Below are 21,774 nucleotides of genomic sequence, written 5' to 3'. Positions count from 1 at the left end.
CCGATGTCCGAGCAGAGCCCGCTCGATCTGGCCGAGGGTGATCCCTTCGGCCCGCACAACCTCCCGTACGGCGTCTTCACCACGGCCGACGAACCCGAGCGCAGAAGGCTCGGCGTCCGGATCGGGAACCACGTGCTCGACGTCGGAGCGGCGGCCGACACCCTCGGCTCCCCCTACGCGACCCTGCTGGCCCGCCCGAGCCTCAACCCCCTGCTGGCGGCGGGCCGCACGGCGTGGCGGGACGTCCGGCGCGCACTCACGGCGTGGGTGACCGTACCCGCTCACCGGCCCGACATAGAGCCACTGTTGCACCCGCTGGACGCGGTCACCATGCGCCTGCCGTACGAGGTCGGCGACTACGTCGACTTCTACGCGAGCGAGCACCACGCGACCAACGTCGGCCGGATCTTCCGCCCCGACGGCGACGCGCTGACCCCCAACTGGAAGCACCTGCCGATCGGATACCACGGCCGCTCCGGCACGATCGTGGTCTCCGGCACGGACATCGCCCGCCCGCACGGCCAGCGCAAGGCGCCGACGGACGCGGCGCCGGTCTTCGGCCCGTCCATCAAGCTGGACATCGAGGCGGAGGTCGGCTTCCTGGTCGGCACCCCATCGGCCCCCGGCAGCCGGGTGCCACTCGGGGACTTCCGGGACCATGTCTTCGGCCTCTCCCTCCTCAACGACTGGTCCGCGCGGGACATCCAGGCATGGGAGTACGTCCCGCTGGGCCCCTTCCTCGGCAAGTCGTTCGCCACCTCCGTCTCCGCCTGGGTGACCCCCCTGGAGGCCCTGGACGCGGCCCGCACCGATCCGCCCGCGCGGGACGTCGAGCTGCTGCCGTACCTCGACGACGCGGCCGACGAGGAGAAGGGCGGCTTCGACATCCGCATCACCGTGGCGATCAACGGCCATGTGATCGCGGAACCGCCCTTCGCCACCATGTACTGGACGGCGGCGCAGCAGCTCACCCATATGACGGTGAACGGCGCGTCCCTGCGTACGGGCGACCTCTACGGCTCCGGCACGGTCAGCGGCCCCGAGACTCACCAGCGCGGCTCCCTCCTCGAACTCACCTGGAACGGCCGCGACCCGCTCGAACTGCCCGACGGCGGACGGACGTTCCTGGCGGACGGCGACGTGGTGACGATGACGGCCTGGGCTCCCGGCCCCGACGGGGTACGGGTGGGCCTGGGCGAGGTGACGGGCCGGATCGTTCCTTCACCCTGATCCGACGCGCCCCCTCCGGCCCGGCGCGACACCCCCGCCGGGCTGGCACGGGGCGGGGTGACCACCGGTCCAACGGGGGAGACCTGCTCCGGCACGATCCGCTACGCTGTGATCGGTCAGTCGGCTTTCCCACCCGCATACCCGGCACCAAGCCCACCAGGGCCCACCGCCCAACACGCGACCAGGCCGTCCGACCAGGGCGTTTGTCATATCAAGGCCGATCTTCCCCGGAAGCCCAGGCATGATCCCGACAGGCCCCGCCTTCGTAGCTCAGGGGATAGAGCACCGCTCTCCTAAAGCGGGTGTCGCAGGTTCGAATCCTGCCGGGGGCACGCTAAAGCAGCAGGTCAGAGGCCCTGTCGTCCGTTAGGGCGGCAGGGCCTCCGGCGTGCGGCACACATTCAACACACATCCGCGTGTGCTCCTGGTGTGGGGAGCTGCGTCCCATGACCGCGAAGGACGAGCTGGCACTGCGCCGCTACGAGCATCTGGTCGACCGCCTGGAAGGGCTCCTGCGGGCAAGCCTGAAGCCGGAGTACGCCGGGTACTACGGGCAGCTGATCCTCGGTGCCGAGCGCCTGAAGGAGCTGGGCGACCTCCAGGACGTCCGGCGAGCGGCACGTGAGGCCGGGAGCCGACTGGGCTGGAAGACGATCACGAGACTGGTCGGCGGCCGGCTGTTCGTGCTCGATGATCGCGAGGTCCCCGAGGAGATCGAGAAGCGCGCCGGTGACTCGGCGGCCAAGGCGATGGACCAGGTGTGGCGGGAGGACCGTTGAGCCGGGCCGGCCTGGCGGATCTCCGGACCGAAAGCACAAGCCGACCGCGTTCCCCACCTTCGCCATGGCCGCGCTGGCCGGAATCGGAGACCTGCCGGACACGATCATGGACCGGGCGATCGTGATCCGTATGCAGAAGCGGAAACCGGGCGAGCGCATCGTCCCATTCCGCTCCCGGTATTCAGTACCGGAGCTGAACGCACTGCGCACCCGGCTGGCCGCCTGGCTGACTCCGCTGCGGGGCACCGCCTCAGCCCTGGTGCCGAAGATGCCGGTCGAGGACCGGGCGGCGGACACCTGGGAACCGCTGGTCATCGTCGCCGATCTGGCTGGCGGCCACTGGCCGACGAGTGCCCGTGCGGCCTGCTTGGCGATGACGCGCAATGAAGTGGTCCAGGACGAGCAGACGACCCTGAAGACACGGCTGCTGCGGGATGTTCGATGCGCCTTCGAGCAGTCCGGCGATCCGGAGGCCCTGCGCACGCAGGATCTGCTCGCCGCCCTCCTTCAGGACGCTGAGGCACCATGGGCCGAGTACGGGACCAAGGGGCTGAACGCGTACCACTTGGCGAACATGCTGCGGGACTTCGCCATCAGTCCGGCGAACCATCGCTTCGAACAGGGCAGGCAGGCCAAGGCGTACGCCCGCAACCAGTTCGTCGACGCCTGGGCCCGCTACTGCCCAGAACCGGCCCCGGCGCCTCCCGAGCCCTCGCACGAGGTCGCGCCCACACGCCCGGCCCGAGGCAGGCCACCGGCTCCTCCGTCCGGAACGCTGCCGGTCGGGATGCCCGGTGGCGCTACCGGCAACCAGCGCTCGCGCTGACCGCCCCCTGAGACCGTCACAGTCCGTCGCATCCGTCCCCGCGCAGGTCAGCGCGGGGACGGATACCCGCGCCGATACGGATCGCTCCGTACCTGTGCGCGTATCCGTACCTGCTCTGAACAGCCATGGGACGGATGCGACGGACGTGGCGAGACCTTCCTGCCACGAGACCTTGGAGCACCACCATGGCCGACCGGTCTACCAGCCACGCCCCGTCCCCGCACCGTAAGAGGGTGTTCGGACTGGGCCGACGGACAGCAGCAAGCTGGAGCGAACGAGCCTCTAACGAGGCTTCGTCCGCGCTTGCCCCCGCCCCAGGGGTGGCGGAGGAGCAGGCCGTGCGCCAGCGGGCGCCCGAGCCAACGAGGGAGGGGGACACCGAGTCGAGCACCATCACGGTCCCGATCACCTCATGTGCCCTTCAGCTCGCCGAGACCACTTCGTACCCCGAACAGCCGTCGTGGCGCGAACCCGACGATCCCGTGCTGCCCACGTTGATGAATCGCAAGCGCACCACCGAGAAGCGCGACCAGGTCAGGAACATCCGCTTCACAGCCACCGCCGTACGCATCATCAACGCCGAAGCCGAACGACGTGGACAGCGGTTCGCCGGCTTCGTCGGCGACGCGGCACTGGCCGTCGCACTCGGGAAGACGCCCGTCCTCGGAGGTCCGGAGGATGATCCCGTACGCCCGCTGGTGGAGGTCGCGGAAGCGCATATCCGGGCTCTGAACCGGATCGGCAACAACCTCAACCAGATCACGGGTGCCATCCACCGAGGAACCGTGCCCGACCGCGCCGAAGCCGTGCTGGCCGGCGTCGAGGAGGCGGTGGAGAGCAGCTATCAGCTCATCGACCGGCTCATGGCGGAGGGAGCCGGGCATGGTGCCTGACGTCTCCACCGGCTCCAGCACCCTCGGCCTGATCAACTACCTCTTCGGCGAGGGACGGCGCGACGAGCACACTGATCCGCATATCGTCGCCGCCTGGGACATGGCCGGTGCTCCCGACCCCGGCCGCGATCCCGGGGCGACCTACGCCAAGCTCGCCCAACGACTCGACCACCATGTCGACCTGCGGACCCGCGAGCTGGGCGGGGCAAGGCCGCCTCAGCATGTCTGGCACTGCCCGGTCCGTACCGCGCCCGGCGACCGCTATCTCACCGATGCCGAGTGGGCCGAAGTCGCCCGCCGCGTCGTGGCCGCAGCCGGGATCGCGCCCGAAGACGACGAGAAGGCATGCCGGTGGATCGCGGTGCGGCACGCGGACGACCACATTCACATCTTGGCCACCACTGTCCGCGCCGATGGCCGCCGCCCCCGCACACACCGGGACGGCCAGCGGGCCCAACGAGAGTGCCGCAGGATAGAAGCGGAGTTCGGGCTGCGCCGTCTGAAGTCCGGTGATCTCACCGCGCCTCGCACACCGACCGGTGCCGAGCGGGCCAAAGCAGGACGTCAAGGCCAGGCGGTCACCGCGCGGGAGTGGCTCCGTGAGCGGGCGTACACCGTCGCCGCCGGCGTACGGAGCGTCGACGAATACTTCACGGCCCTGCGGTCCCTCGGGGTTCAGGTCAGAACCCGCATCGGCCCGGAGACCGGAGAGGTGACCGGCTACAGCCTGGCCGCGCCCGGCGACACCAACGGTCAGGGCGAGCCCATCTGGTACGGAGGCTCCAAGCTGGCACCCGATCTCTCCCTCAACCGCCTTCGTGAGCGGCTCCCCAACCAGGAGGCCGCCGGCCGCCCCCAGCACATCGCCGAGCCGGGCGGGCCGTGGCGTCGAGCCGAGACCGCGCTACGAGAGGCCCGCGTGAGTGTCGAGTCGGGCGAGGACCCCGTAGCCCAGGCGCAGCTCGATGCGTTCGGTGACACCCTGCACAGCCTGGCCCTCGTGACAGACTGCGCCCACCAGGCCGATCTGCACGAGGCGGCCAAGGCGTTCAACCGCGCCCGGCGCTCCGTCATCAGGTCCGATCACCAGGCCGCCACCGCGCTACGCAAGGCCGCCAAAGAACTTGCGTACGCGTCTCGCGACCCCGGAGGACTTGCCATCGCTCTGATCTTCGTCGCCGTCCACATGGCCCGCGCCGCTTCCGCGTGGCACCGGCAACGCGGCCATGAACAGCAGGCCGCCGCGGCCGAGGAAGCCCTTCACCACCTGCGAGCGGGCTATCGACAGGCCGCGGACCCGGTTCTGGCGGACCTCACCCGCCGTGCGCCTCGCGCCGCGACCATCAGCCGCTTCGAGCACGACCTCCGCGCGGCCCTTCCCGACCGCGCCGACCGTATCCTCGCCGACTCTGCCTGGGCCGCCCTCACCACCGCACTCGCCCGAGCCGAGACGGCTCGCCACGATGTCCGAGAGCTCCTGAGCGAGGCCGCCGCCGAGCGTGAAATCGACACCGCAGATTCACCGGCGCAAGTGCTCATATGGCGCATCGTGTCCCAGCCGAACAAGCGGACGGAAGCGGCTCGTAGGCGAAGCGCCATGGCACCCAAGTCCGTCCTCCCCCGACCGACAGCAGCACATGAGCGCAGCGATCCGCACCGTCCGGCAGAGGCTCACGACGGACCACGACATGGCCGATGAGGCAAGCGGCGTAGTGGAGGGCGTCAGCCCGTACGGTGCCGGGCGGCGGACAGTGCCGCTAGGAGCTGATCCCGGTCTCCGGTGTGGACGATGACTTCCTCGTCGCCAGCCGGTGGATCGAAGCGGGCGAAGAAGTCGTCGAGGGCTTCGGGGGTGACGGTGAGCGCGTTGGCATCCTCGCGCTGGTTGCGTTCGGCGAGACGCCGTAGCAGTTCCTCACGGTCGGTGGGGAGGTGAACGACGAGGGGGTGGGCGCCCGCTTCCCGGGCGGCCTGTCGCCAGGCGTCCCGGTCAGTGCGGCGCCACAGGCCATGGTCGAGGACGACGTCGTTCCCGGCCTGGAGTTCCTTGACGAACCGTTCCCGGATGGTCTCGATCGCGGGCCGCTCGCGCTCGAAGTAGGTGTGCTCGGGGTAGTCCACGCCGTACCGGCCGTGGAGGCGGTGCACCTCCTCGTCCACGGACAACCGGACGAATCCGTGGCCGGTGAGGAACCGGGCGACGGTGGTCTTGCCGGAGCCGGTGAGGCCGACCAAGAGAACGGCGAGGGGCACAGGGCTATCCCTTCCGCGACGAACGTGCGCGAGCGCGGTCATTCTCCCCGATCCTGGCCCGTGGAGGTGGACGGCCGCCATCCGGTGACGATGCCGCGCGCCTCGGCGGCCCAGTCGTCCGGCATCCGGTCCAGGCTCACCCGTCGGAAGGCGAATCGCGGATCGCTGGTGTTGATCGCGCCGCTGTGGCGGCCGACGTGTGAGAGGAGCCGACCGGCCTCGTCGCGTACGGCGGAGCTCTGCTCCTGCCAGGTGCCCCTGGAGAAGTGCTGGACCCGTCGGCGGAGGTCGTCCAGGACGCCGGACCGCCACTTGAAGTGGTGAACGGCGCAGATGCGGTCCGGATCCGGCCGGTGGCCGGGCGCCCGGTGGTTACCGGAGGAGAGGGCGATGTCGTGGTGGACGAGGACGATCTTGCGGGGGTCACCGTGCAGAAGGCGGTGGGTGAGGTGCCCGCCAAGGGGATAGGCGTGGTCCAGTCCGGCTTCGGGCCTCCACCCGGTCGGACGTCCGGTCGCGGCGACCCGGTCGAGCATCAGCCCGCCCACGACCCGGTGCCTGGAACTCTCGGCCTGGGCGATCACCTCGAGCAGCGGTGCGGCGTACTGCTGGAACTCGTCGGCGTCGGCGATCAGGTGCCAGCCGCGTCCGGCGTTGTGCCGCAGGGCGTCGCGGAGCTGAGTGTTGGTGTGCTCGTGCCACGGGCCGGTACTGGTTCCGGCTGGAATGATGCCCAGCTCGCGGATGGCCGCCTGGAGGTGGTGCCGCTGGGCGTCGGGAACGTGCTCGGGAAAGTGGAAGGCGATCAGGAAACGTTCGATGCCCAGTCGCCGGTAGTGGCGGACCCAGGCGGTGAGGAGGGGAGGCTCGACCGGGCCGATGACCGCGATCAGGGCGGGCGGTGTGCTCAGCATCGGGACTCCTTCGCCGTGAGTGCGGTGAACGTTCGGGCGAGGAATTCGGCCTGTTCCCCGGCCGGCCACATGCCGAGCAGCCCAGGGGCTTCGGGTCCGGGCCGTGCGGGTGGCTGGCGGATGACCGAGTGCAGGACTTGGGCGAGGCCGTCCGGATCGCCTGCGGGGAAAGGCAGGGCCCAGGGCTGGTCGCGGAGCCGGTCGGTGAGAGCGGGGTCGTGGTCGGAGACGATCAGCGGAACACCAAGGCGGGCGGCATCCATGACCAGGCCGGATTCCTTCCCGACGCCAGGGTGCCGGGCGACCAAGGCGGCATCGGCGGCGCCGTAGACCAGCCGCAGCACGCACTCCGCGACGGGGCCCGGAACGGTGTGCAGTCTGAGCAGCGGCAGATTCCGCCAGCGGACGAGTACCGACTCGTCCAGCGGATGGCCCGCGACCACGAGGTGTAGGGGCTCCTTCAGCCGGTTCAGGGCGGCGTCGATGACCCCGATGTCCTTGTACGGCCACCAGCCGCCGACCAGACACACCACGGCTTCGGTGGGCGGAATCCCGAAAGCCGTCCGCCCGCTTTCCTGTTCGGCGTCAGTCAGCCGGAAGCCGTCATCGACCGAGAAGGCCCGGATCACGGCGGGCAGGTCGGGGAAGTCGTCGGCCAAGTGATCGGCGACATCCCGGGTCGGGTAGACCGCGATCGTCCGCTTCTCGTGCCGACGGGCGAGTCGACCGAGCAGCCGTACGAAGGTGTCCTCCCTGGTGACGGCCTCGTGGACGAACCTCAGGTGCGGTTGACGACCGAGGAGGGCCGCCGCTCCGTGAAGGGCCTCGCTCGCGGTGAGGATGACGACCGCTTCGGCGTCGGGCTGAAGCCGGGCGGTCCGCAGGGCGGAGGCTTCGGCCAGACAGCGGGCGACGAGGGTGATCTGATGCGGCAGCCGCCGCAGGCGGTCGGGCCAGCGACGCGAGCGCACGATGCGCCGGCCGATCGCGGCGGCGTCGGCCGCCAGACGGGATGCGGCCAGCAGCCCGGCGGCCATGCGGCCGACCGGTTCGACCACCACACGTGCCCGCGTGTCCCGCAGTGCCGTTGAGGCGTCCCGGGCGATCCCATTCAGGACGATGGCCAGGCTGCCGGGCCGGGCCCGGGCGAGCGCCACCAGAGTGCGCTGATGGTGCCCGCCCAGGCGATCGGCGTACGGCTCGATCAGGACGAGTGGCCTGGTCATCCGGAGACCGCCTGGTCACCGTGGGCCGTGGTGAACCTGGCCCGCAGCCACGACGGGTCATTGAGACGTTCGAACTGGTCCGGGCGGGCGGCTTCGCGAGCGAAGGCGACACCTTCCCGTGCCCCTGCCGCCGCGTAGTCGGCGAACTCACCGTCACTGCTGCGCTGCCAGGCGTCCACCCGCCAGCGGGCGTCGCCGTCGGCCATGCCGTACTCGCTGCCTCGGGTGAGCATCACGCACTCCCTGAAGCCAGCCTTCCAGGAATGAAAGGGGCTCTGGTTGAAGCGCGTGACACCGGCGGCCCGCTCGGCGAACTCGACACTTCCGGGCAGTGCGGCGAGGACATCCACCGCCTCGCCCATCTCCCGCAGAGCGCTGCGGCGAATCAGCTTGAGCCCTCCGTAGCCGTAGATCAGGCCGTTGACGGGGTTGACCGCGCGCCACACGCGCATGGAAACGTCCTCGTCCAGCGGTTCCACGGCAGCCGGGTCGAAGTCGGTGTCGATGGCGAAATCGCCGTCCGCGAGGAAGAACTGCTCACGGTCGACGGCCTCGGCGCACAGCCGGTAGGCCCGGCGCATCCCGTGCACACCGTGCAGACGCTTCACAGCGCCCCCGAGGGTGCGTTGGAGACGCGAGTGGAGGGAGTCGGCCATCGGTTCGTCGTACGAGAGGAAGACGGCGTCGAACCCGGTCACGAGATCGCCTCCAGGTAGCGGGCGGCGACCAGTTCGGGGGTGAAGTCGGCCGTGGAGGCATGGGCGCGCTTGGCGTGCAGGGCGTGGAAAGCGTCGTCGGAGACCAGCCGCTCTGCGAGGGCGACCGCCTCGGACGTGGTGGTGAAGCACAGCTCGGGGTCGATGTGCTCGGCGAGCCAGCCCAGCCGCGGCGAGATCACCGGCAGGCCCATGCCCTGGCAGTCGATCACGCTCATTGACCACGGGCAGCCCGGCCGGAACGGGGCGATGCCGAAGCGCGCGCCGGCCAGCAGATCCCGGTAGCGGACGCGGTCACCCCGGTCCGAGACGATCTGCACGTGAGGCAGTGCGGCAAGTTTCTCCCGCATCCGCTCGGGACTGTCGTTCAGCCCGGTTCGGGCGGCGCTGCGCTGCCCGAACAGATCCATCACCCGAAGCCGCACCGATCCGGTAGACACGAGGTCACGGGCCAGGTCCACGAACTGTTGGGTGCCGTAGTGGGCATACAGCCTGTGGTTGTAGACGCCGATCGGCTCGGCTCCGTCGCCGCTCGTGGTGGTGGCGGGCGCGCGGACCAGGCGTTCGTCGCGTGGGGCCGGAACCACCCGCAGCCTGTCGCCCAGATCCACGGTCATCCGTTCGGCGGCGGCCGAGACCCAGGAGGCGGCTGTGGAGGAGTGCACCATCACCCGGTCGCAGGCGGCCAGGCCGGCGGCGAACGCCAGCAGCACCGGTCGCCCGAGCCCGCCGTCGTCGAGGGATGGGTCGACCAGAAGCCGCCTGCCGTCGTCGAAGGAGTACGGCAGATAGTGGCAGTACCCGGCCAGTAGCGCGCCGGAGCCCGCTTCCAGCAGGGCCGTACGGATCGCGGGGGCCTCCTCGATCTGGTTGGCCACCACCACGTCCGGCTTCTCAGCCTGGATGAGTGCCACCAGCTCGTCGATGTCCGCCGAGAACCGGGCGCGGTACTTCGTTCCGGGCAGCTTTGTCCGGTGGAAGCCGCACCGGGCGTCCCCGGCCGGTGCCGGCGCAGCGACGGTCACCTCGGCCCCGGCATCCGCGAGCGCCGAGGCGAGAAGGTCGGCGAAGATCCAGCCGGAGTCCGAGGACAGCCGGTCGGGGTTGGAGATATTCAGCAGGTACAGCACGCGCATGATGCGTCGCCTCCGTCATCCGCCCGGGGGTCGATCCGGGCTGCTGAGGGAAGGAAAGCGGCGACGCGGCCCGTGACGGGATGATGAACTGGGATCACTCACGGTTCATTCATGCTCACTGAAGATGACACGGGGCGATGGTTCGATGGACACCCAGGGCGCGGAGATCACCGCCGAACAGGCAGCCGAGGACTTCGCGGCGGAGGTGGCACGCTGGCGGGAGGTAAGGGGCCTGTCCAAGCGGGCGTTAGCGCAGGCCATGGGCTTCGATCCGTCCTATGTCAGCCACGTGGAATCCGGTCGCCACAAGCCCAGCGCGGAGTTCGCCCGGCTCGCCGACGAGGTCATGAACTCGGGGAAGGCGATCTGGCGGCGCTGGCTCGACTACGAACAGGCGAAGGCCAGAGAGACCAGAGCACGGCGCCCACCCGCAGCCCCGCCGACCCCGCGCAGGCCCGAGCAGCCGTACGCCGCAGGCTCCGCCCTCGTCGTCGAACACGACGCCGCCCATCTCCGCTACGACGGTCGCGCGTACCGGCTCACGATGCGACGACGGCTCCGGAACACCGGAACGGAACCGGTCACCCGCTATCTGATCCGTATCTCGGTCGACCGCTACCCCGGCGACCCGGAGCAGTCCAACGCCCACTACCGGGCCCACCCGCTCACCTGGGACGAACTCGACCTCACCGCCACCTGCCGGGGCGAGTCAATGCGCTGGCAGGCCAAGCACGACCGCGACGCCTTCAAGGAGATCTGGCTGCTGTTCGACAACGAACACGGCCGCTTCCCCCTCTACCCCGGCGAATCCGTCTGGATCGAGTACGCCTACACCGTCAGCGACGATAAATGGGGCAACTGGTTCCAGCGTGCCGTCCGCCTGCCCACCGAACAGCTCGAAGTCCAGCTTGTCTTCCCCACCGCCCTCGACCCCGTGGTCTGGGGCACCGAGACCTCCATGACCGCTGAAGCCTCCCCGCTCCGCACCCCACCCGTCCGCCGTGACGACGGTGGACAGCGCGCCTTCACATGGATCACGACCACACCGGACCTGCACGCTCGGTACCGTTTGGAGTGGCGGTTCCGAGCACGACCCGAACACGATACGGACCAAGGGGAGTTCAGTTGACGGACGTTCGGCCCAGCCAGCAGATGCGAGACCTCGGCGTCGTCCAAGAGGGTGCCGCCATCCTCACCACACCGGCCCGACCATTCAACCTGCCCACCGAGCGCGACGAGGCCGAGCGCATCGTGGATGAACTGTTCGCCGCCCTCAACCGCATCGGTCAGGTCCACCCCTTCGCCAAGGGCATGGGCATCGCGGCCCCCCAGATCGGCATCGGCCGCGCCGCCGCCATCGCCCAGCCACCCGGCGACGCCCCCGCGATCATCCTGCTCAACCCCCAGATCACCAGCCACGCCGACGAGACCGACGAACAGTACGAGGGCTGCCTAAGCTTCTTCGACGTCCGCGGCCTTGTCCCGCGCCCCCTAGAGATCACGGTGGAGACCACGACCCTGAGCGGCGAGACCTCAGCCACCATGTACGGGCGCGGCCTGGCCCGGCTCATCCACCACGAAATCGACCATCTCAACGGGCTTCTCTACACGAACCGCATGCTGCCCGATATCGATCCGATTCCCGTGGAGGAGTACCGACAAGCCGGGCGAGCATGGGCGTACGAGTAGGAGCCGAACCAGTGGCGTCGGCGCCTGCCAATGGTGCCGCCGTAGCAGATTCACTCGCGCCCCATAAGTTGGGAGAGAAGTGCCACAACCGCCGTGGCCCCCAACAAGGCCGCCCCAACCTCGGGCGCATGCAGAGTAAGAGCGACGACGAGGACTCCGACCAACAGGAGGACTACGAGGCGCACGCTGATCTGTTCCATGACGATCTACCTTCCGTGTGGCACCGACTGGGTTATGCGTCCAGAGTCGGCGCCTCGCGGACGGACCTGACGGCTCAAGACGATCACTGACAGTACCGGCCAAGAACTGACGCAGAAGCATCAGAAGGGGGAAGAGACGATGGCCGCTCAGCCGTGGAAGAGGCCCGAACTGGCTGACCAGCCTGACCTGAAGAACCTGAACGATGAACTCCACGATCTGAGGCTGGACGCAGGGCTGCCATCAGCGCGGACCATCCGCGACCGCGTCGGAAAGGATGCGCAGGACTACTGGATCGTGAATCACCAGGCAGTGCTGGACACCTTCCAGAAACCAGATCGCCCGCCGTGGGGCCGCCTTGAGGTCATCGTCCGTGTTCTGGCCGAGGTTGGTGGACACGACGACGCAGACGGCGAGGTCAACCGTTTCAAGGGCATGTGGAAGCGAGTCGTCAGGGAAACAGTCACCCAAGCGTCAGTACAGCCTCCAGCGGATAGCACATCTGCCGACAATGACGACGTGGACGACACTGCGGACACGGCCGAGGACTTGCCGAAGCAGGGCACGAAGAACTCGGCCCGGCGGGCAACGGAAGAGCCGCCGACTGACGGGGAGACGCCTTCCAGTCGTGAGAAAGCCGCTGCGCAGTTCAACTATGCGGAGGAGTCCTTGAAAGGGTTGATCCTCAATGCAGCGCAGGCCCTTTGGTACGACAAGGACGCGTTGAGGGTGTTTCTTGGAGTGGTGCGCCGCAGCGAAGGCTTCGCCAGAATGGCCGACGCCGCGGAGGAGCGACGGCCAGCGAACGCGACGTTCTATGGCGTGAAGAGCCGAGAGTTCGAGGTACCCAAATCTCCAGCACGACTGGAGCTGGTCACACTGCATAGACGCCTTGACGAACACAGGTTGAAGCGCGAGTGGTCCTTCACCGACATGGAGAGCCAGACGGGCGTCTCGTCGGATGCGTGGATCCGCTGGTACACCCACGATGAGCTGCCTGAGCGCGATGCGCTCGTCGCGTTCTCTCATATGGCAGGGCTCCAAACAGAGGATCACGTCCTGTTGCTCGGCCTTTGGGACACGGCCCGTGCTGCCTTGGAGGCCCAGAAGCGCTGGGACGCACTGCCTCCCAGTATCAGCTTCGACGAGGCGTGGTCGCTGCGGGACCCGGCGGCACCGAGGATATGGGCACTCGCAGGAGTCGGGCGTGCCGGAGGCGAGATTCTGACAGCGTATGGCCCCAATCTTGCCTCCGGCACGGTACCCGCCTTCGCCGTGGCCGGCCCCCCAGGGTCAGGTCGCTCCACGGCGCTGGTGACCATCGCGCGCTCTCTGCTCGCATCGGGCACCCAAATTGTGTTGGCCGCACCTAGGTCGTCGCCTCTACGGGAATTGGCTGACCGGGACGGCGTGGTGGCCTGCTTCGATCAGGAAGACATCGGGCACGACGAGCTTGAGGAGGCATTGTCGGGGGCGTCTCCTCAGGAGCCGATCGTTGTCGTGATGGACGACGCGGAGGTCTTGGACGAATGCGATGCCCGGCGTGTGCTGCGGAACCTACTGGAGCACGGCTTCGACGAGGGTACGGCGTTGATCCTGGCCGGGGATGAAGATAAGCTCCGGCCGCACTTTCCCTGGTTGGACGGGGTGAAGAAAGCCCACCGCGGCCTCCTCCTGTCTCCTCAAAAGCGGCAAGCCGGTGATTGGATCGGCATCAAAACGGGAGACTCCGTTGTCGGCAACCCAGTCATTCCTGGTCGGGGATGGCTACACCTCGGGGACGGCAATCTCTTGGCGGTGACCGTGCCGTGTTGAGCGTTGCCCCTGATCGGACACCCTCTCCACGTAGCCCGCGCAGACGGAGGGGGCCCTGTGGAACGGATTCAGCACACATGAGGCCGGGAAACCCCGCGAACACGTGAGAACTACAGAGGAGACATTTCCCAGGTCAGAAGTACCACGACCGACGTTCACGCAGGTCACGGCCTTGATCAGGGAAAACTCCTAAAGCGGGTGTCGCAGGTTCGAATCCTGCCGGGGGCACACCTTCTGCTAGGGCAGATGACAAGAAGAGCCAGGTCAGGGCGCACGCCGGACCTGGCTCTTCTTTGTGAAGTCCCGTACTGGGTACAGCCTCAGACGCTCTCACTCGCTCTGGGCACACGACCTCCGTCCCCAATTCGTCCCCAGACGATCAAGAGGAAGCCGCAGCTCGCACCCGCAAGGAAACAGCGACGGACCCCAGCAGGCGGAGGCCGCCCGTACCGGGCGGGCAGGGTGCCGCCCTCGTCGCCCGGCACAGTCGGTGCGCCTGCGTGGTGCATGCAACAACGTGGACATGTGTTCGATTTCTACCGCAACCCCTTGTCTCGTCCGTACAGACCCCCCGCCGCCCGAGCCGGAGCCGCCGCGCACAGGCGAGCGCATGCCCACACGCGGGGATCAGGGGACCCGGTGCGCCCCGTATCCCCACGAGGGGTCCCAGTGCCGGGCTCGCGGCCCGCACCCTTCGTGTGACCACTGGTCGGGCCGGGCGCCGGACATGGACACGGCGTCGCCGACGCGTTCGGCGGGCCGGCCCGAGGTGATGGCCCGGTCGCAGAAGACGCGGAACTCACCGCTCGGCAGACGCAGACTCTGGGGCCGGTCGCTCATCAGATGACTCCTCGCCGATAGGGAGGGACGTACGGAGGGCGGCGGCGAGCATCTCGATGTGCTCGGACCGGTGGGTGCCCGGGTCGATGTACACCCGCCCGAAGCGCGTGACGATCGGGGGTATCGCCTCACCGGCGCGGGCACACCATGGCTCGCGAGCGCTTCACGTATCGCACGGAACACGAGACGATCATCCGGATCCCCGCCAGTGTGATCTCCGTCCTCAAGGAGACGCGTGATGCACCAAGTGCCCAGTTGGGATGAGCTTCTCGGATCCGCCCAGAAGTCTGCGGTCCACCTGGAGATGCGCGATGTCTACGCGATCGACTCCGAACAGGGCGACTTCGACGCCTGGCGGGCCGGCCACCGGATCGACCCGGCCGACCGCGCCTCGTGGTGGAGCCCCTGGCACACGCTGATCGCGGGGACCGTGGCCCGTGGCGTGGTCATCCAGAGGGCACGGATCGTCTCGGAGCCGGTGTCCGAGTACATCCGGTACGAGCACGGCGAGACCTTCATGAACACCCTGTCCGGCGAACAGGTCCGCTGGCTGCCGCGGCGCCGGGCTTCGGGCCTGGCGCTGCCCGCGAACGACTTCTGGCTGATCGACGGGCGCACCATCAGGTGGAACCACTTCACAGGCGAAGGCGCCTCCGAGGGTGGGGAGATCAGCGAGGACCCTGGGGCCGCCAAGCTGTGCGCCGAGGCATTCGAGGCGGTGTGGGAGCGCGCCACCCCGCACGGCGAGTACGAGATCCGGTAGCACGGGGCCCGGCCGGCCCATGTCCCCTTCACCCTCATCGGCGGCGCAGGACGCGCGGCAGCGTGTGGCGCGACGCCTGCGCGAGTTGTGCATCGATGCGGGCCTGACGGGGACCGAGTTGGCCCTGCTCTGCGGGTGGACCCACCCGCAGACCTCCCAGATGGGGAACGCGAAGACCCCTTCGAAGAGCTGGTCCTCCGCCGGAGGCGCGCCCCGTCACCCGCCTCTTCCGGTGGGGCCGCCCCGGTGGACAACTCGCGCCAGGGCCCCCCGGCTGGGGGCTCGCGCGTCGCGCGACATCGGCCGATCCCGGCTTTCGCCTGAATAAACGTTTCACGTGTCAAGTTCACTGCATCGAGGGATGGATCATGCCTCTCGTTGGCCCGAACGGGGAGTCTGAGCCTACGCTTCTGGTGCTCGGGGACGGCTCGTCCCCCGCAATCCCACACCTGCTTCCGCCGCGCCGTCGGTGCGCCGTGCCCGTGTGCCGCAATGGCCGCCCCTATGGAGGAGAGCACTGCCCGTGACTGTCGAGACCAGCCAGGAAGCGCGTGACGAACCGCGCCCCCAGAACAGCCTCAGTACCGCTGCGGCCCGCAATCTCGCCACCACGACCAAGTCCGTCCCGCAGATGCAGGAGATCACCTCCCGCTGGCTGCTCAGGACGCTGCCCTGGGTCGAGGTCGCCGGCGGCGCCTACCGGGTGAACCGCCGTCTGACGTACACGGTCGGCGACGGCCGCATCGAGTTCATCCAGGACGGCGCCGAGGTCCGCGTCATCCCGCGAGAGCTGGGCGAACTGGCTCTGCTCCGGGGCTTCGAGGACGACGACGCACTGTCCGCCCTCGCGAGCCGGTGCATCCAGCGCGACTTCCACGAGGGCGAGGTACTGGCCGAGCGCGGCTCCCCTGCGGAAAGGATTCATCTGGTCGCCCACGGCCGGATCGAGAAGATCTCCACCGGACCGTACGGCGACGAGAACGTGGTCGGCGTGCTTGCGGACGGCGACCGGTTCGGCCAGGACGCGCTGCTCGACCCGGACGCCGTCTGGGAGTACACCGCCGTCGCCAGGACCGCCGGAACCCTGCTCACCCTCTCCCGCTCCGACTTCGCCTCCGTGGTCGCGGCGTCGCCCTCCCTGGAGGCGCATCTCCGCGAGTTCCGCGATCTGTCGGAACAGCGCCAGAACCGCCGCGGCGAGGCGGAGATCGCCATGTCCGCCGGTCACACCGGAGAGCATGAACTGCCCGGCGCCTTCGTGGACTACGAGCTGAACCCCCGTGAGTACGAACTCTCCCTCGCGCAGACCGTGCTGAAGGTCCACACCCGCGTCGCCGACCTCTACAACCATCCGATGAACCAGACCGAGCAGCAGCTACGGCTCACGGTGGAGGCCCTGCGCGAGCGCCAGGAGTACGAGCTGATCAACAACCGCGAGTTCGGGCTGCTCCACAACGCCGCCTTCGACCAGCGGATTCAGCCCTTCTCCGGCCCGCCGACCCCGGACGACCTCGATGAGCTGCTCTGCCGCCGCCGGGGTTCCAAGTACTTCTTCGCCCACCCCCGGGCGATCGCCGCGATCGGCCGTGAGTTCAACTCCCGCGGCCTCTACCCCGACCATGTGGACGTCGGCGGGCAGCAGGTCCCCGCCTGGCGCGGGGTGCCGATCCTGCCGTGCAACAAGATCCCGATCAGCAAGGAGAACACCACCTCGATCCTGGTGATGCGGACCGGGGAGGACAACCAGGGCGTGATCGGGCTGAACCAGACCGGCCTGCCGGACGAGTACGAACCCGGTGTCTCGGTGCGGTTCATGGGCATCGACGAGCAGGCGATCATCTCCTACCTCGTCACCACCTACTTCTCCGCCGCCGTCCTGGTGCCCGACGCGCTCGGGGTGCTGGAGAACGTCCAGATCGCCCGTACCGGCGGCTGAGTCCGCCAGGACGGCCGTCCCCCCGCCGGCCGGCGGGGGGCCAGGCCCTACCCGTACGCTCCCGCCCCGGATCCACCGGAGGCCGGACCCTTCGTCGCGGCGCCGGAGTCAGAACCCGGCCGGTGCTCCCGACAGACCACTCACGCAAGGCGCAGAGGAGCAGTGGTACGACCATGGACACCGATGCCCTGAACCGGATTCTGCGCGGCCCGACCGGTCTGGGCACATCGGGTCTCTACCCGGCGCGGCCCGCGGCCCCGGCCGGGGGCGGCCCCGCTGTTCCGGGCCTGTACCACCATCCCGTACTGGAACCCGACCCCGGACGGGTGGCCGAGATCAGCCGCCGGGTCAAGGAATGGGCGATCGAGGAGATCGAGCTGTATCCCCCCGAATGGGAGGAGGAGTTCGACGGCTTCCGGGTGGGGCGCTACATGACCGTCTGCCACCCCGACGCACCCACCGCCGACCATGTGCTGATCGCGGCCCGGCTGATGGTCGCCGAGAACGCGGTCGACGACTACTACTGCGAGGACCACGGAGGCTCGCCGATCGGACTCGGCGGCCGGCTGCTACTGGCCCACACGGCGCTCGACCCGCTGCACACCGCACGGGAGTACGCGCCTCAGTGGGAGCGCTCGCTCGGAGCCGACGCCCCCCGGCGCGCCTACCGCTCCGCGATGGAGCACTTCCTCGCGGCCGCCAGCCCCTCCCAGGCGGACCGGTTCCGGCACGACATGGCCCGACTGCACCTCGGATATCTCGCCGAGGGCGCGTGGGACCAGACCGACCACATCCCCGAGGTGTGGGAGTACCTGGCGATGCGCCAGTTCAACAACTTCCGCCCCTGCCCGACCATCACCGACACCGTCGGAGGCTATGAACTCCCGGCCGATCTGCACGCCCGGCCGGCCCTCCAGCGGGTGATCGCGCTCGCCTCCAACGCCACCACGATCGTCAACGACCTCTACTCGTACACCAAGGAACTCGCCAGTCCGGGACGGCACTTGAACCTGCCGGTGGTGATCGCCGAACGCGAGAAGTGCTCCGAGAAGGACGCGTACCTCAAGGCGGTCGAGATCCACAACGAGCTGATGCACGAGTTCGAGGCCGAGTCGGCCGCCCTCGCCGCGGCCTGCCCGTTGTCCGTCCTGGTCCGCTTCCTGCGCGGCGTCGCCGTATGGGTCGACGGCAACCACGACTGGCACCGGAGCAACACCTACCGCTACAGCCTGCCGGATTTCTGGTGAGGAAGGAAAACCGCTCGTGACCATGTCCGAACTGACCACCGCCCCCCGTGAGAGCGTCGTCGACGCACCCGCGACGCCCTACCAGGGCGACATCGCCCGCTACTGGAACCACGAGGCCAGACCCGTCAATCTGCGGCTCGGCGACGTCGACGGCCTCTACCACCACCACTACGGCGTCGGCGACGTCGACCGGGCCGCCCTCGGCGACCCCGGCGCACCCGGCCACGAACAGCGTCTGATCGCCGAACTGCACCGGCTGGAGTCGGCCCAGGCCGAACTGCTGCTGGACCACCTCGGCCCGGTCCAGCGGGACGACATAGTCGTCGACGCCGGCTGCGGCCGGGGCGGCTCCATGGTCATGGCGCACCGGCGCTTCGGCTGCCAGGTCGAAGGAGTCACCCTGTCGGCCAAGCAGGCCGACTTCGCCAACGAGCGCGCCCGGCAGCTCGACTACGACGGGTTCGTACGGGCCCAGGTCTGCAACATGCTGGACATGCCCTTCGCGAAAGGGCAGGCCAGAGCCTCCTGGAACAACGAGTCCAGCATGTACGTGGATCTGCACGACCTGTTCGCCGAGCACGCGCGGATCCTCGCCCCCGGCGGGCGGTACGTCACCGTCACCGGCTGCTGGAACCCCGTCTACGGACAGCCCTCCAAGTGGGTCTCGCAGATCAACGCGCACTTCGAGTGCAACATCCACTCCCGCCGCGAGTATCTGCGCGCCATGGCCGACAACCGTCTCGTTCCGCAGACCGTCCTCGACCTGACGGAGGCGACCCTGCCGTACTGGGAGCTGAGGGCGACATCGTCGCTCGTCACCGGGATCGAGGAGGCGTTCATCAACTCCTACCGGGACGGCTCCTTCCAGTATCTGCTGATCGCCGCGGACCGCGTCTGACCCGCGCGAAGCCGGAGACGTCCCGGCAGGCCGCCACACCCCGTCCGACCCGCCGAAGCACGGGCCGGTGCGAATCCTGCCGGGAGCACCACCCGCATCGCGGGTAATCGCAGGTAAGAGAGTTCCGGGCCCCTCGTTCCCTTCGAACGGGGGGCCTTCCTCACGCCTGGGCTCCATGGCGAGTCCACATCCCCACGCGCGTCGTGGACGCGCTTCTCGTAGAACTGCCCGGTATCCGTCGGAAGGGCGGCCCGGGCGGGTGAGGGTTCCGGGGAGACCAGCCGCGCCAGCCGTGGACGGGGCGCGGTGGTGCCCCCGGCTGGGTCGCTACGGAAGGCGGGAGATGAATGCCGGGGCCAGGGCGCGGATACGGGGCTCCGGGACGTCGGCCTTGAGGGCGTTGACGGCCATCTCCACGCCCGGGGTGGCGGCTGCGCCGAAGAGTTCGTGGAGTTTCGCCAGGCCCTGGACGGTGACCTCGCCCACGCGGGGGTCGTCGCGGAGGGCGGTGAAGCTGGCGGCGACGTCGCGGGCGCGGGTGGTCATCATGAGGCGCAGTACGTCGGCCGCGTCCTTGTCGGTGAGTCGGTCCGGGCGGGCTGCGGCCTGGGCGAGGCGGTCGCTGATTTTGAACGCCTTGGCCACCAGGAGAGCGGCCGGGCCCGCGACATGGACGGTGACGCGGCGGTTGTCCGCGGGGTCGAGGCTGCCGACGGTCATCGGGGAACGGTCGACCGCGGCGACTTCGAGGCCCTCGATCCAGCGGGCCGACATCGGCCCGTGCGGGGGCACCTTGGCGCTGCGCTTCCCGTTCTTGCGCGAGAGCTGCCGGGGGATCAGCAGGTCCAGTTCCACCGGGACGATGCGGTCGCCGATGGTCTCGGGGCGCTCCCACAGACCGGGCTGGTCCTTGTTCTTCAGATCGAAACCGGCCTCACGCAACGACGTGTCCAGGTGGGGCTGATCGCCCAGCAGGAGGGGGTCGATGCTGAGGTCGCCGTCGGAGGTGAAGGGGGCGTTGCTGATCGCCGCGTCCGGGCTGCGCAGATAGACCGCCTGGGCGCCGACGATCGTCAGCGCGGGGAGGTGGTCCCGCAACGCCGTCAGACCGTCGAGCAGGACGCGCCGGGCGACCACGGTGAGCTGATGGGGGTCTACGCCTTCGGGGACCTGTGCCACAGTGCCTCACGTTCTCCTGGAGCTTGCCGAGAAGGCGATCCTAGAACCGTGGCCGGTCGCGCAGGTCGGCAATGCCGTCGGCACGCCACCGATCGTGATCCGCCATGTGCTTCAGGACGGCCTCGCCCTCGGCCGGCATCCGCCCGGGACCGGAGAGGCAGTCCAGCACGAGCTGGCTCAGGGCGACGTACGGCAGGCCCTCCATGGTCACGGTGCGTTCGAAGACGACCCGGTCACGGGCGGGCAGCAGCACGATGTCGGCGTTCTCGGACACCGGCAGCAGACCGAGGTCGTCGGTGAGGTCGTCGAGGTCGACGTCCGGGGCGACGTGCAGCATGAGCTGGCCGCCCGCGGAGAGCGGGGCGACCTGGTGAGCGGCGTAGGAGCCGGTCAGGGCGAGGCGGCGGAGGAGGGCCGAGGAGAGTTCGCGGATCCCGTCCAGTACGGAGGGGACGCCGTTGGGCGCGAGCAGGGAGATGTACGAGTTGGGCCGGAGCAGCCGGTCCTGAGCGGCCCGGGTGCGCAGCAGATTCGGCCAGTCGACATCCGTGATCTCGCGCCCGTCCCGGCGGATCAGGAGTTGGTCCTCCAGGGAGTCCAGGAGGCGGGAGACGTACCCGAGGCTCAGCCCCGACGCCCGGGCTAGTTCCATGGCGCGGTAGGGCGGGCGGACGTCGGTGAGGAGTCGCACGAGTCGGCCGGCCTTCGGCCCGGCCAGGGTCGTCCTGCTCCGCTCCGGCGCCGTGGTGCGGGGCGCGCGGGGGGCTCCCTCGGTGTGGATCACGATGGCGGGGCGGGTGACCCGGAGCGAGACATTGCCGGTCAGGTCCAGATAGCCGATGCCGTGCCGCCGCAGTAGTTCCTGGGTCTTCGGTGAGATCCAGGGCGCGATGACCAGGAGGTTCGTCGGGCCGGTCACATGTCGGAGCAGGTTCGCCTTGGGGACCAGTACCTCTTCCGCCAGCCGGGGCGTGACCGAGGTCTTCGCGTCCACCAGCAGCTCGGTGTAGGCGTTGCCCCCCTCGGGCCGCACCTCGATGATGAGGCCGACGCCGCTGGGAGCCCGCTCGGACCGCGGCGCGACGGTCCAGCCCGGTCCCAGCAGGTCACGCAGGTGGGCCACCCCCCGCTCCAGCAGATCTCCGAAGGTCAGATCGTCGTTGTCCACAGACGCATCCTCGCATGAGAGATTCTCTGAGAAAGTCTCTTAAACCAGAGAAACTTTCCTGAAAAGGC

The 21,774-nt window shown here is 69.1% G+C and carries 19 protein-coding genes, 1 tRNA gene and 2 pseudogenes; 14 read left to right on the top strand and 8 right to left on the bottom strand.

The genetic code is table 11. The features are described 5' to 3' along the window. The first annotated feature begins 3 nt into the window (after window positions 1–3). From fahA to ACH4S7_RS07635, 6 genes and pseudogenes are all read left to right on the top strand, one after another. Window positions 4–1,230: a fumarylacetoacetase gene (gene fahA / locus ACH4S7_RS07660; protein ID WP_398520206.1), complete on the top strand. Its 1,227-nt coding sequence runs from the start codon at window positions 4–6 to the stop codon at window positions 1,228–1,230. A gap of 259 nt (window positions 1,231–1,489) precedes the next feature. Then, window positions 1,490–1,562: transfer RNA gene (locus ACH4S7_RS07655), tRNA-Arg, on the top strand. Between the two features lie 114 nt (window positions 1,563–1,676). Then, entirely contained in the window at window positions 1,677–2,009 is a 333-nt protein-coding gene (locus ACH4S7_RS07650; protein ID WP_398520205.1) for a hypothetical protein, read from the top strand. 6 nt (window positions 2,010–2,015) lie between these two features. Then, a pseudogene (locus ACH4S7_RS07645) lies at window positions 2,016–2,835 on the top strand (DUF3631 domain-containing protein); the annotation flags it as partial. A gap of 320 nt (window positions 2,836–3,155) precedes the next feature. Further along, on the top strand, window positions 3,156–3,728 hold the full coding sequence (locus ACH4S7_RS07640) for a MobC family plasmid mobilization relaxosome protein (RefSeq protein WP_398520695.1): 573 nt from the start codon (window positions 3,156–3,158) through the stop codon (window positions 3,726–3,728). After that, window positions 3,718–5,427, top strand: a complete 1,710-nt coding sequence (locus tag ACH4S7_RS07635) for a relaxase/mobilization nuclease domain-containing protein (protein WP_398520204.1) — start codon at window positions 3,718–3,720, stop codon at window positions 5,425–5,427. The genes ACH4S7_RS07640 and ACH4S7_RS07635 overlap by 11 nt, the downstream gene beginning before the upstream one ends. Window positions 5,428–5,450: 23 nt before the next feature. Here ACH4S7_RS07635 and ACH4S7_RS07630 read toward each other — a convergent pair whose 3' ends face one another. Genes ACH4S7_RS07630 through ACH4S7_RS07610 form a run of 5 tightly spaced genes read right to left on the bottom strand, consistent with a single transcriptional unit; the run spans window position 5,451 to window position 9,973 of the window. After that, window positions 5,451–5,981, bottom strand: a complete 531-nt coding sequence (locus ACH4S7_RS07630) for an AAA family ATPase (RefSeq protein ID WP_398520203.1) — start codon at window positions 5,979–5,981, stop codon at window positions 5,451–5,453. A gap of 38 nt (window positions 5,982–6,019) precedes the next feature. Continuing rightward, complete coding sequence (locus ACH4S7_RS07625; RefSeq protein WP_398520202.1) at window positions 6,020–6,895, bottom strand: glycosyltransferase family 2 protein; 876 nt, start codon at window positions 6,893–6,895, stop codon at window positions 6,020–6,022. Beyond that, on the bottom strand, window positions 6,889–8,121 hold the full coding sequence (locus ACH4S7_RS07620) for a hypothetical protein (protein WP_398520201.1): 1,233 nt from the start codon (window positions 8,119–8,121) through the stop codon (window positions 6,889–6,891). Before ACH4S7_RS07620 ends, ACH4S7_RS07625 begins: the two co-directional genes overlap by 7 nt. Continuing rightward, complete coding sequence (locus ACH4S7_RS07615; RefSeq protein WP_398520200.1) at window positions 8,118–8,819, bottom strand: hypothetical protein; 702 nt, start codon at window positions 8,817–8,819, stop codon at window positions 8,118–8,120. Before ACH4S7_RS07615 ends, ACH4S7_RS07620 begins: the two co-directional genes overlap by 4 nt. Continuing rightward, complete coding sequence (locus ACH4S7_RS07610) at window positions 8,816–9,973, bottom strand: glycosyltransferase (protein ID WP_398520199.1); 1,158 nt, start codon at window positions 9,971–9,973, stop codon at window positions 8,816–8,818. Before ACH4S7_RS07610 ends, ACH4S7_RS07615 begins: the two co-directional genes overlap by 4 nt. 124 nt (window positions 9,974–10,097) lie before the next feature. Between ACH4S7_RS07610 and ACH4S7_RS07605 the strand changes: the two genes are divergently transcribed. The 4 genes from ACH4S7_RS07605 (at window position 10,098) to ACH4S7_RS07590 (ending at window position 13,675) form a co-directional block, all read left to right on the top strand. After that, window positions 10,098–11,102 carry a helix-turn-helix domain-containing protein gene (locus ACH4S7_RS07605; RefSeq protein ID WP_398520198.1) on the top strand — a complete coding sequence of 335 codons (1,005 nt, stop codon included), beginning with the start codon at window positions 10,098–10,100 and terminating at the stop codon, window positions 11,100–11,102. Continuing rightward, window positions 11,099–11,662, top strand: coding sequence for a peptide deformylase (locus ACH4S7_RS07600; protein ID WP_398520197.1), 564 nt, complete (start codon window positions 11,099–11,101; stop codon window positions 11,660–11,662). Before ACH4S7_RS07605 ends, ACH4S7_RS07600 begins: the two co-directional genes overlap by 4 nt. A 128-nt stretch (window positions 11,663–11,790) precedes the next feature. Further along, entirely contained in the window at window positions 11,791–11,952 is a 162-nt protein-coding gene (locus tag ACH4S7_RS07595) for a hypothetical protein (RefSeq protein ID WP_398520196.1), read from the top strand. Window positions 11,953–12,001: 49 nt separating this feature from the next. Then, window positions 12,002–13,675 (top strand): AAA family ATPase, encoded by a 1,674-nt coding sequence (locus tag ACH4S7_RS07590; protein WP_398520195.1) that lies wholly within the window; start codon window positions 12,002–12,004, stop codon window positions 13,673–13,675. A 627-nt stretch (window positions 13,676–14,302) separates the two neighbouring features. Here ACH4S7_RS07590 and ACH4S7_RS07585 read toward each other — a convergent pair. Then, window positions 14,303–14,515 carry a hypothetical protein gene (locus ACH4S7_RS07585; RefSeq protein ID WP_398520194.1) on the bottom strand — a complete coding sequence of 71 codons (213 nt, stop codon included), beginning with the start codon at window positions 14,513–14,515 and terminating at the stop codon, window positions 14,303–14,305. Between the two features lie 238 nt (window positions 14,516–14,753). On the opposite strand from ACH4S7_RS07585, the gene ACH4S7_RS07580 reads away from it, so the two are divergent. From ACH4S7_RS07580 to ACH4S7_RS07565, 4 genes and pseudogenes are all read left to right on the top strand, one after another. After that, complete coding sequence (locus ACH4S7_RS07580) at window positions 14,754–15,278, top strand: DUF6879 family protein (RefSeq protein ID WP_398520193.1); 525 nt, start codon at window positions 14,754–14,756, stop codon at window positions 15,276–15,278. Window positions 15,279–15,801: 523 nt separating this feature from the next. After that, entirely contained in the window at window positions 15,802–17,214 is a 1,413-nt protein-coding gene (locus ACH4S7_RS07575; protein WP_398520192.1) for a family 2B encapsulin nanocompartment shell protein, read from the top strand. Window positions 17,215–17,253: 39 nt separating this feature from the next. Next, window positions 17,254–18,461: pseudogene (locus ACH4S7_RS07570) on the top strand (family 2 encapsulin nanocompartment cargo protein terpene cyclase); the annotation flags it as partial. Window positions 18,462–18,477: 16 nt separating this feature from the next. Beyond that, window positions 18,478–19,359, top strand: a complete 882-nt coding sequence (locus tag ACH4S7_RS07565) for a geranyl diphosphate 2-C-methyltransferase (protein WP_398520191.1) — start codon at window positions 18,478–18,480, stop codon at window positions 19,357–19,359. 327 nt (window positions 19,360–19,686) lie between these two features. Here the strand turns inward: ACH4S7_RS07565 and ACH4S7_RS07560 are convergent, their stop codons facing one another. Then, entirely contained in the window at window positions 19,687–20,538 is an 852-nt protein-coding gene (locus ACH4S7_RS07560; protein WP_398520190.1) for a hypothetical protein, read from the bottom strand. Between the two features lie 40 nt (window positions 20,539–20,578). Continuing rightward, entirely contained in the window at window positions 20,579–21,706 is a 1,128-nt protein-coding gene (locus tag ACH4S7_RS07555; protein WP_398520189.1) for a helix-turn-helix domain-containing protein, read from the bottom strand. Window positions 21,707–21,774: the final 68 nt, after the last annotated feature.

Source organism: Streptomyces sp. NPDC020965, assembly GCF_044333555.1.
GTDB lineage: Bacteria > Actinomycetota > Actinomycetes > Streptomycetales > Streptomycetaceae > Streptomyces.
Note: the sequence above shows the minus strand (reverse complement) of the source record. Positions and strands in the feature narration are given on the sequence as shown.

Bases quoted from the DNA above. Each gene is read 5' to 3' on its own strand.
- fahA (WP_398520206.1), top strand. From the start codon at position 4: ATGTCCGAGCAGAGCCCGCTCGATCTGGCCGAGGGTGATCCCTTCGGC.
- ACH4S7_RS07650 (WP_398520205.1), top strand. From the start codon at position 1,677: ATGACCGCGAAGGACGAGCTGGCACTGCGCCGCTACGAGCATCTGGTC.
- ACH4S7_RS07635 (WP_398520204.1), top strand. From the start codon at position 3,718: ATGGTGCCTGACGTCTCCACCGGCTCCAGCACCCTCGGCCTGATCAAC.
- ACH4S7_RS07625 (WP_398520202.1), bottom strand. From the start codon at position 6,895: ATGCTGAGCACACCGCCCGCCCTGATCGCGGTCATCGGCCCGGTCGAG.
- ACH4S7_RS07620 (WP_398520201.1), bottom strand. From the start codon at position 8,121: ATGACCAGGCCACTCGTCCTGATCGAGCCGTACGCCGATCGCCTGGGC.
- ACH4S7_RS07610 (WP_398520199.1), bottom strand. From the start codon at position 9,973: ATGCGCGTGCTGTACCTGCTGAATATCTCCAACCCCGACCGGCTGTCC.
- ACH4S7_RS07605 (WP_398520198.1), top strand. From the start codon at position 10,098: ATGACACGGGGCGATGGTTCGATGGACACCCAGGGCGCGGAGATCACC.
- ACH4S7_RS07595 (WP_398520196.1), top strand. From the start codon at position 11,791: ATGCAGAGTAAGAGCGACGACGAGGACTCCGACCAACAGGAGGACTAC.
- ACH4S7_RS07590 (WP_398520195.1), top strand. From the start codon at position 12,002: ATGGCCGCTCAGCCGTGGAAGAGGCCCGAACTGGCTGACCAGCCTGAC.
- ACH4S7_RS07585 (WP_398520194.1), bottom strand. From the start codon at position 14,515: ATGAGCGACCGGCCCCAGAGTCTGCGTCTGCCGAGCGGTGAGTTCCGC.
- ACH4S7_RS07580 (WP_398520193.1), top strand. From the start codon at position 14,754: ATGCACCAAGTGCCCAGTTGGGATGAGCTTCTCGGATCCGCCCAGAAG.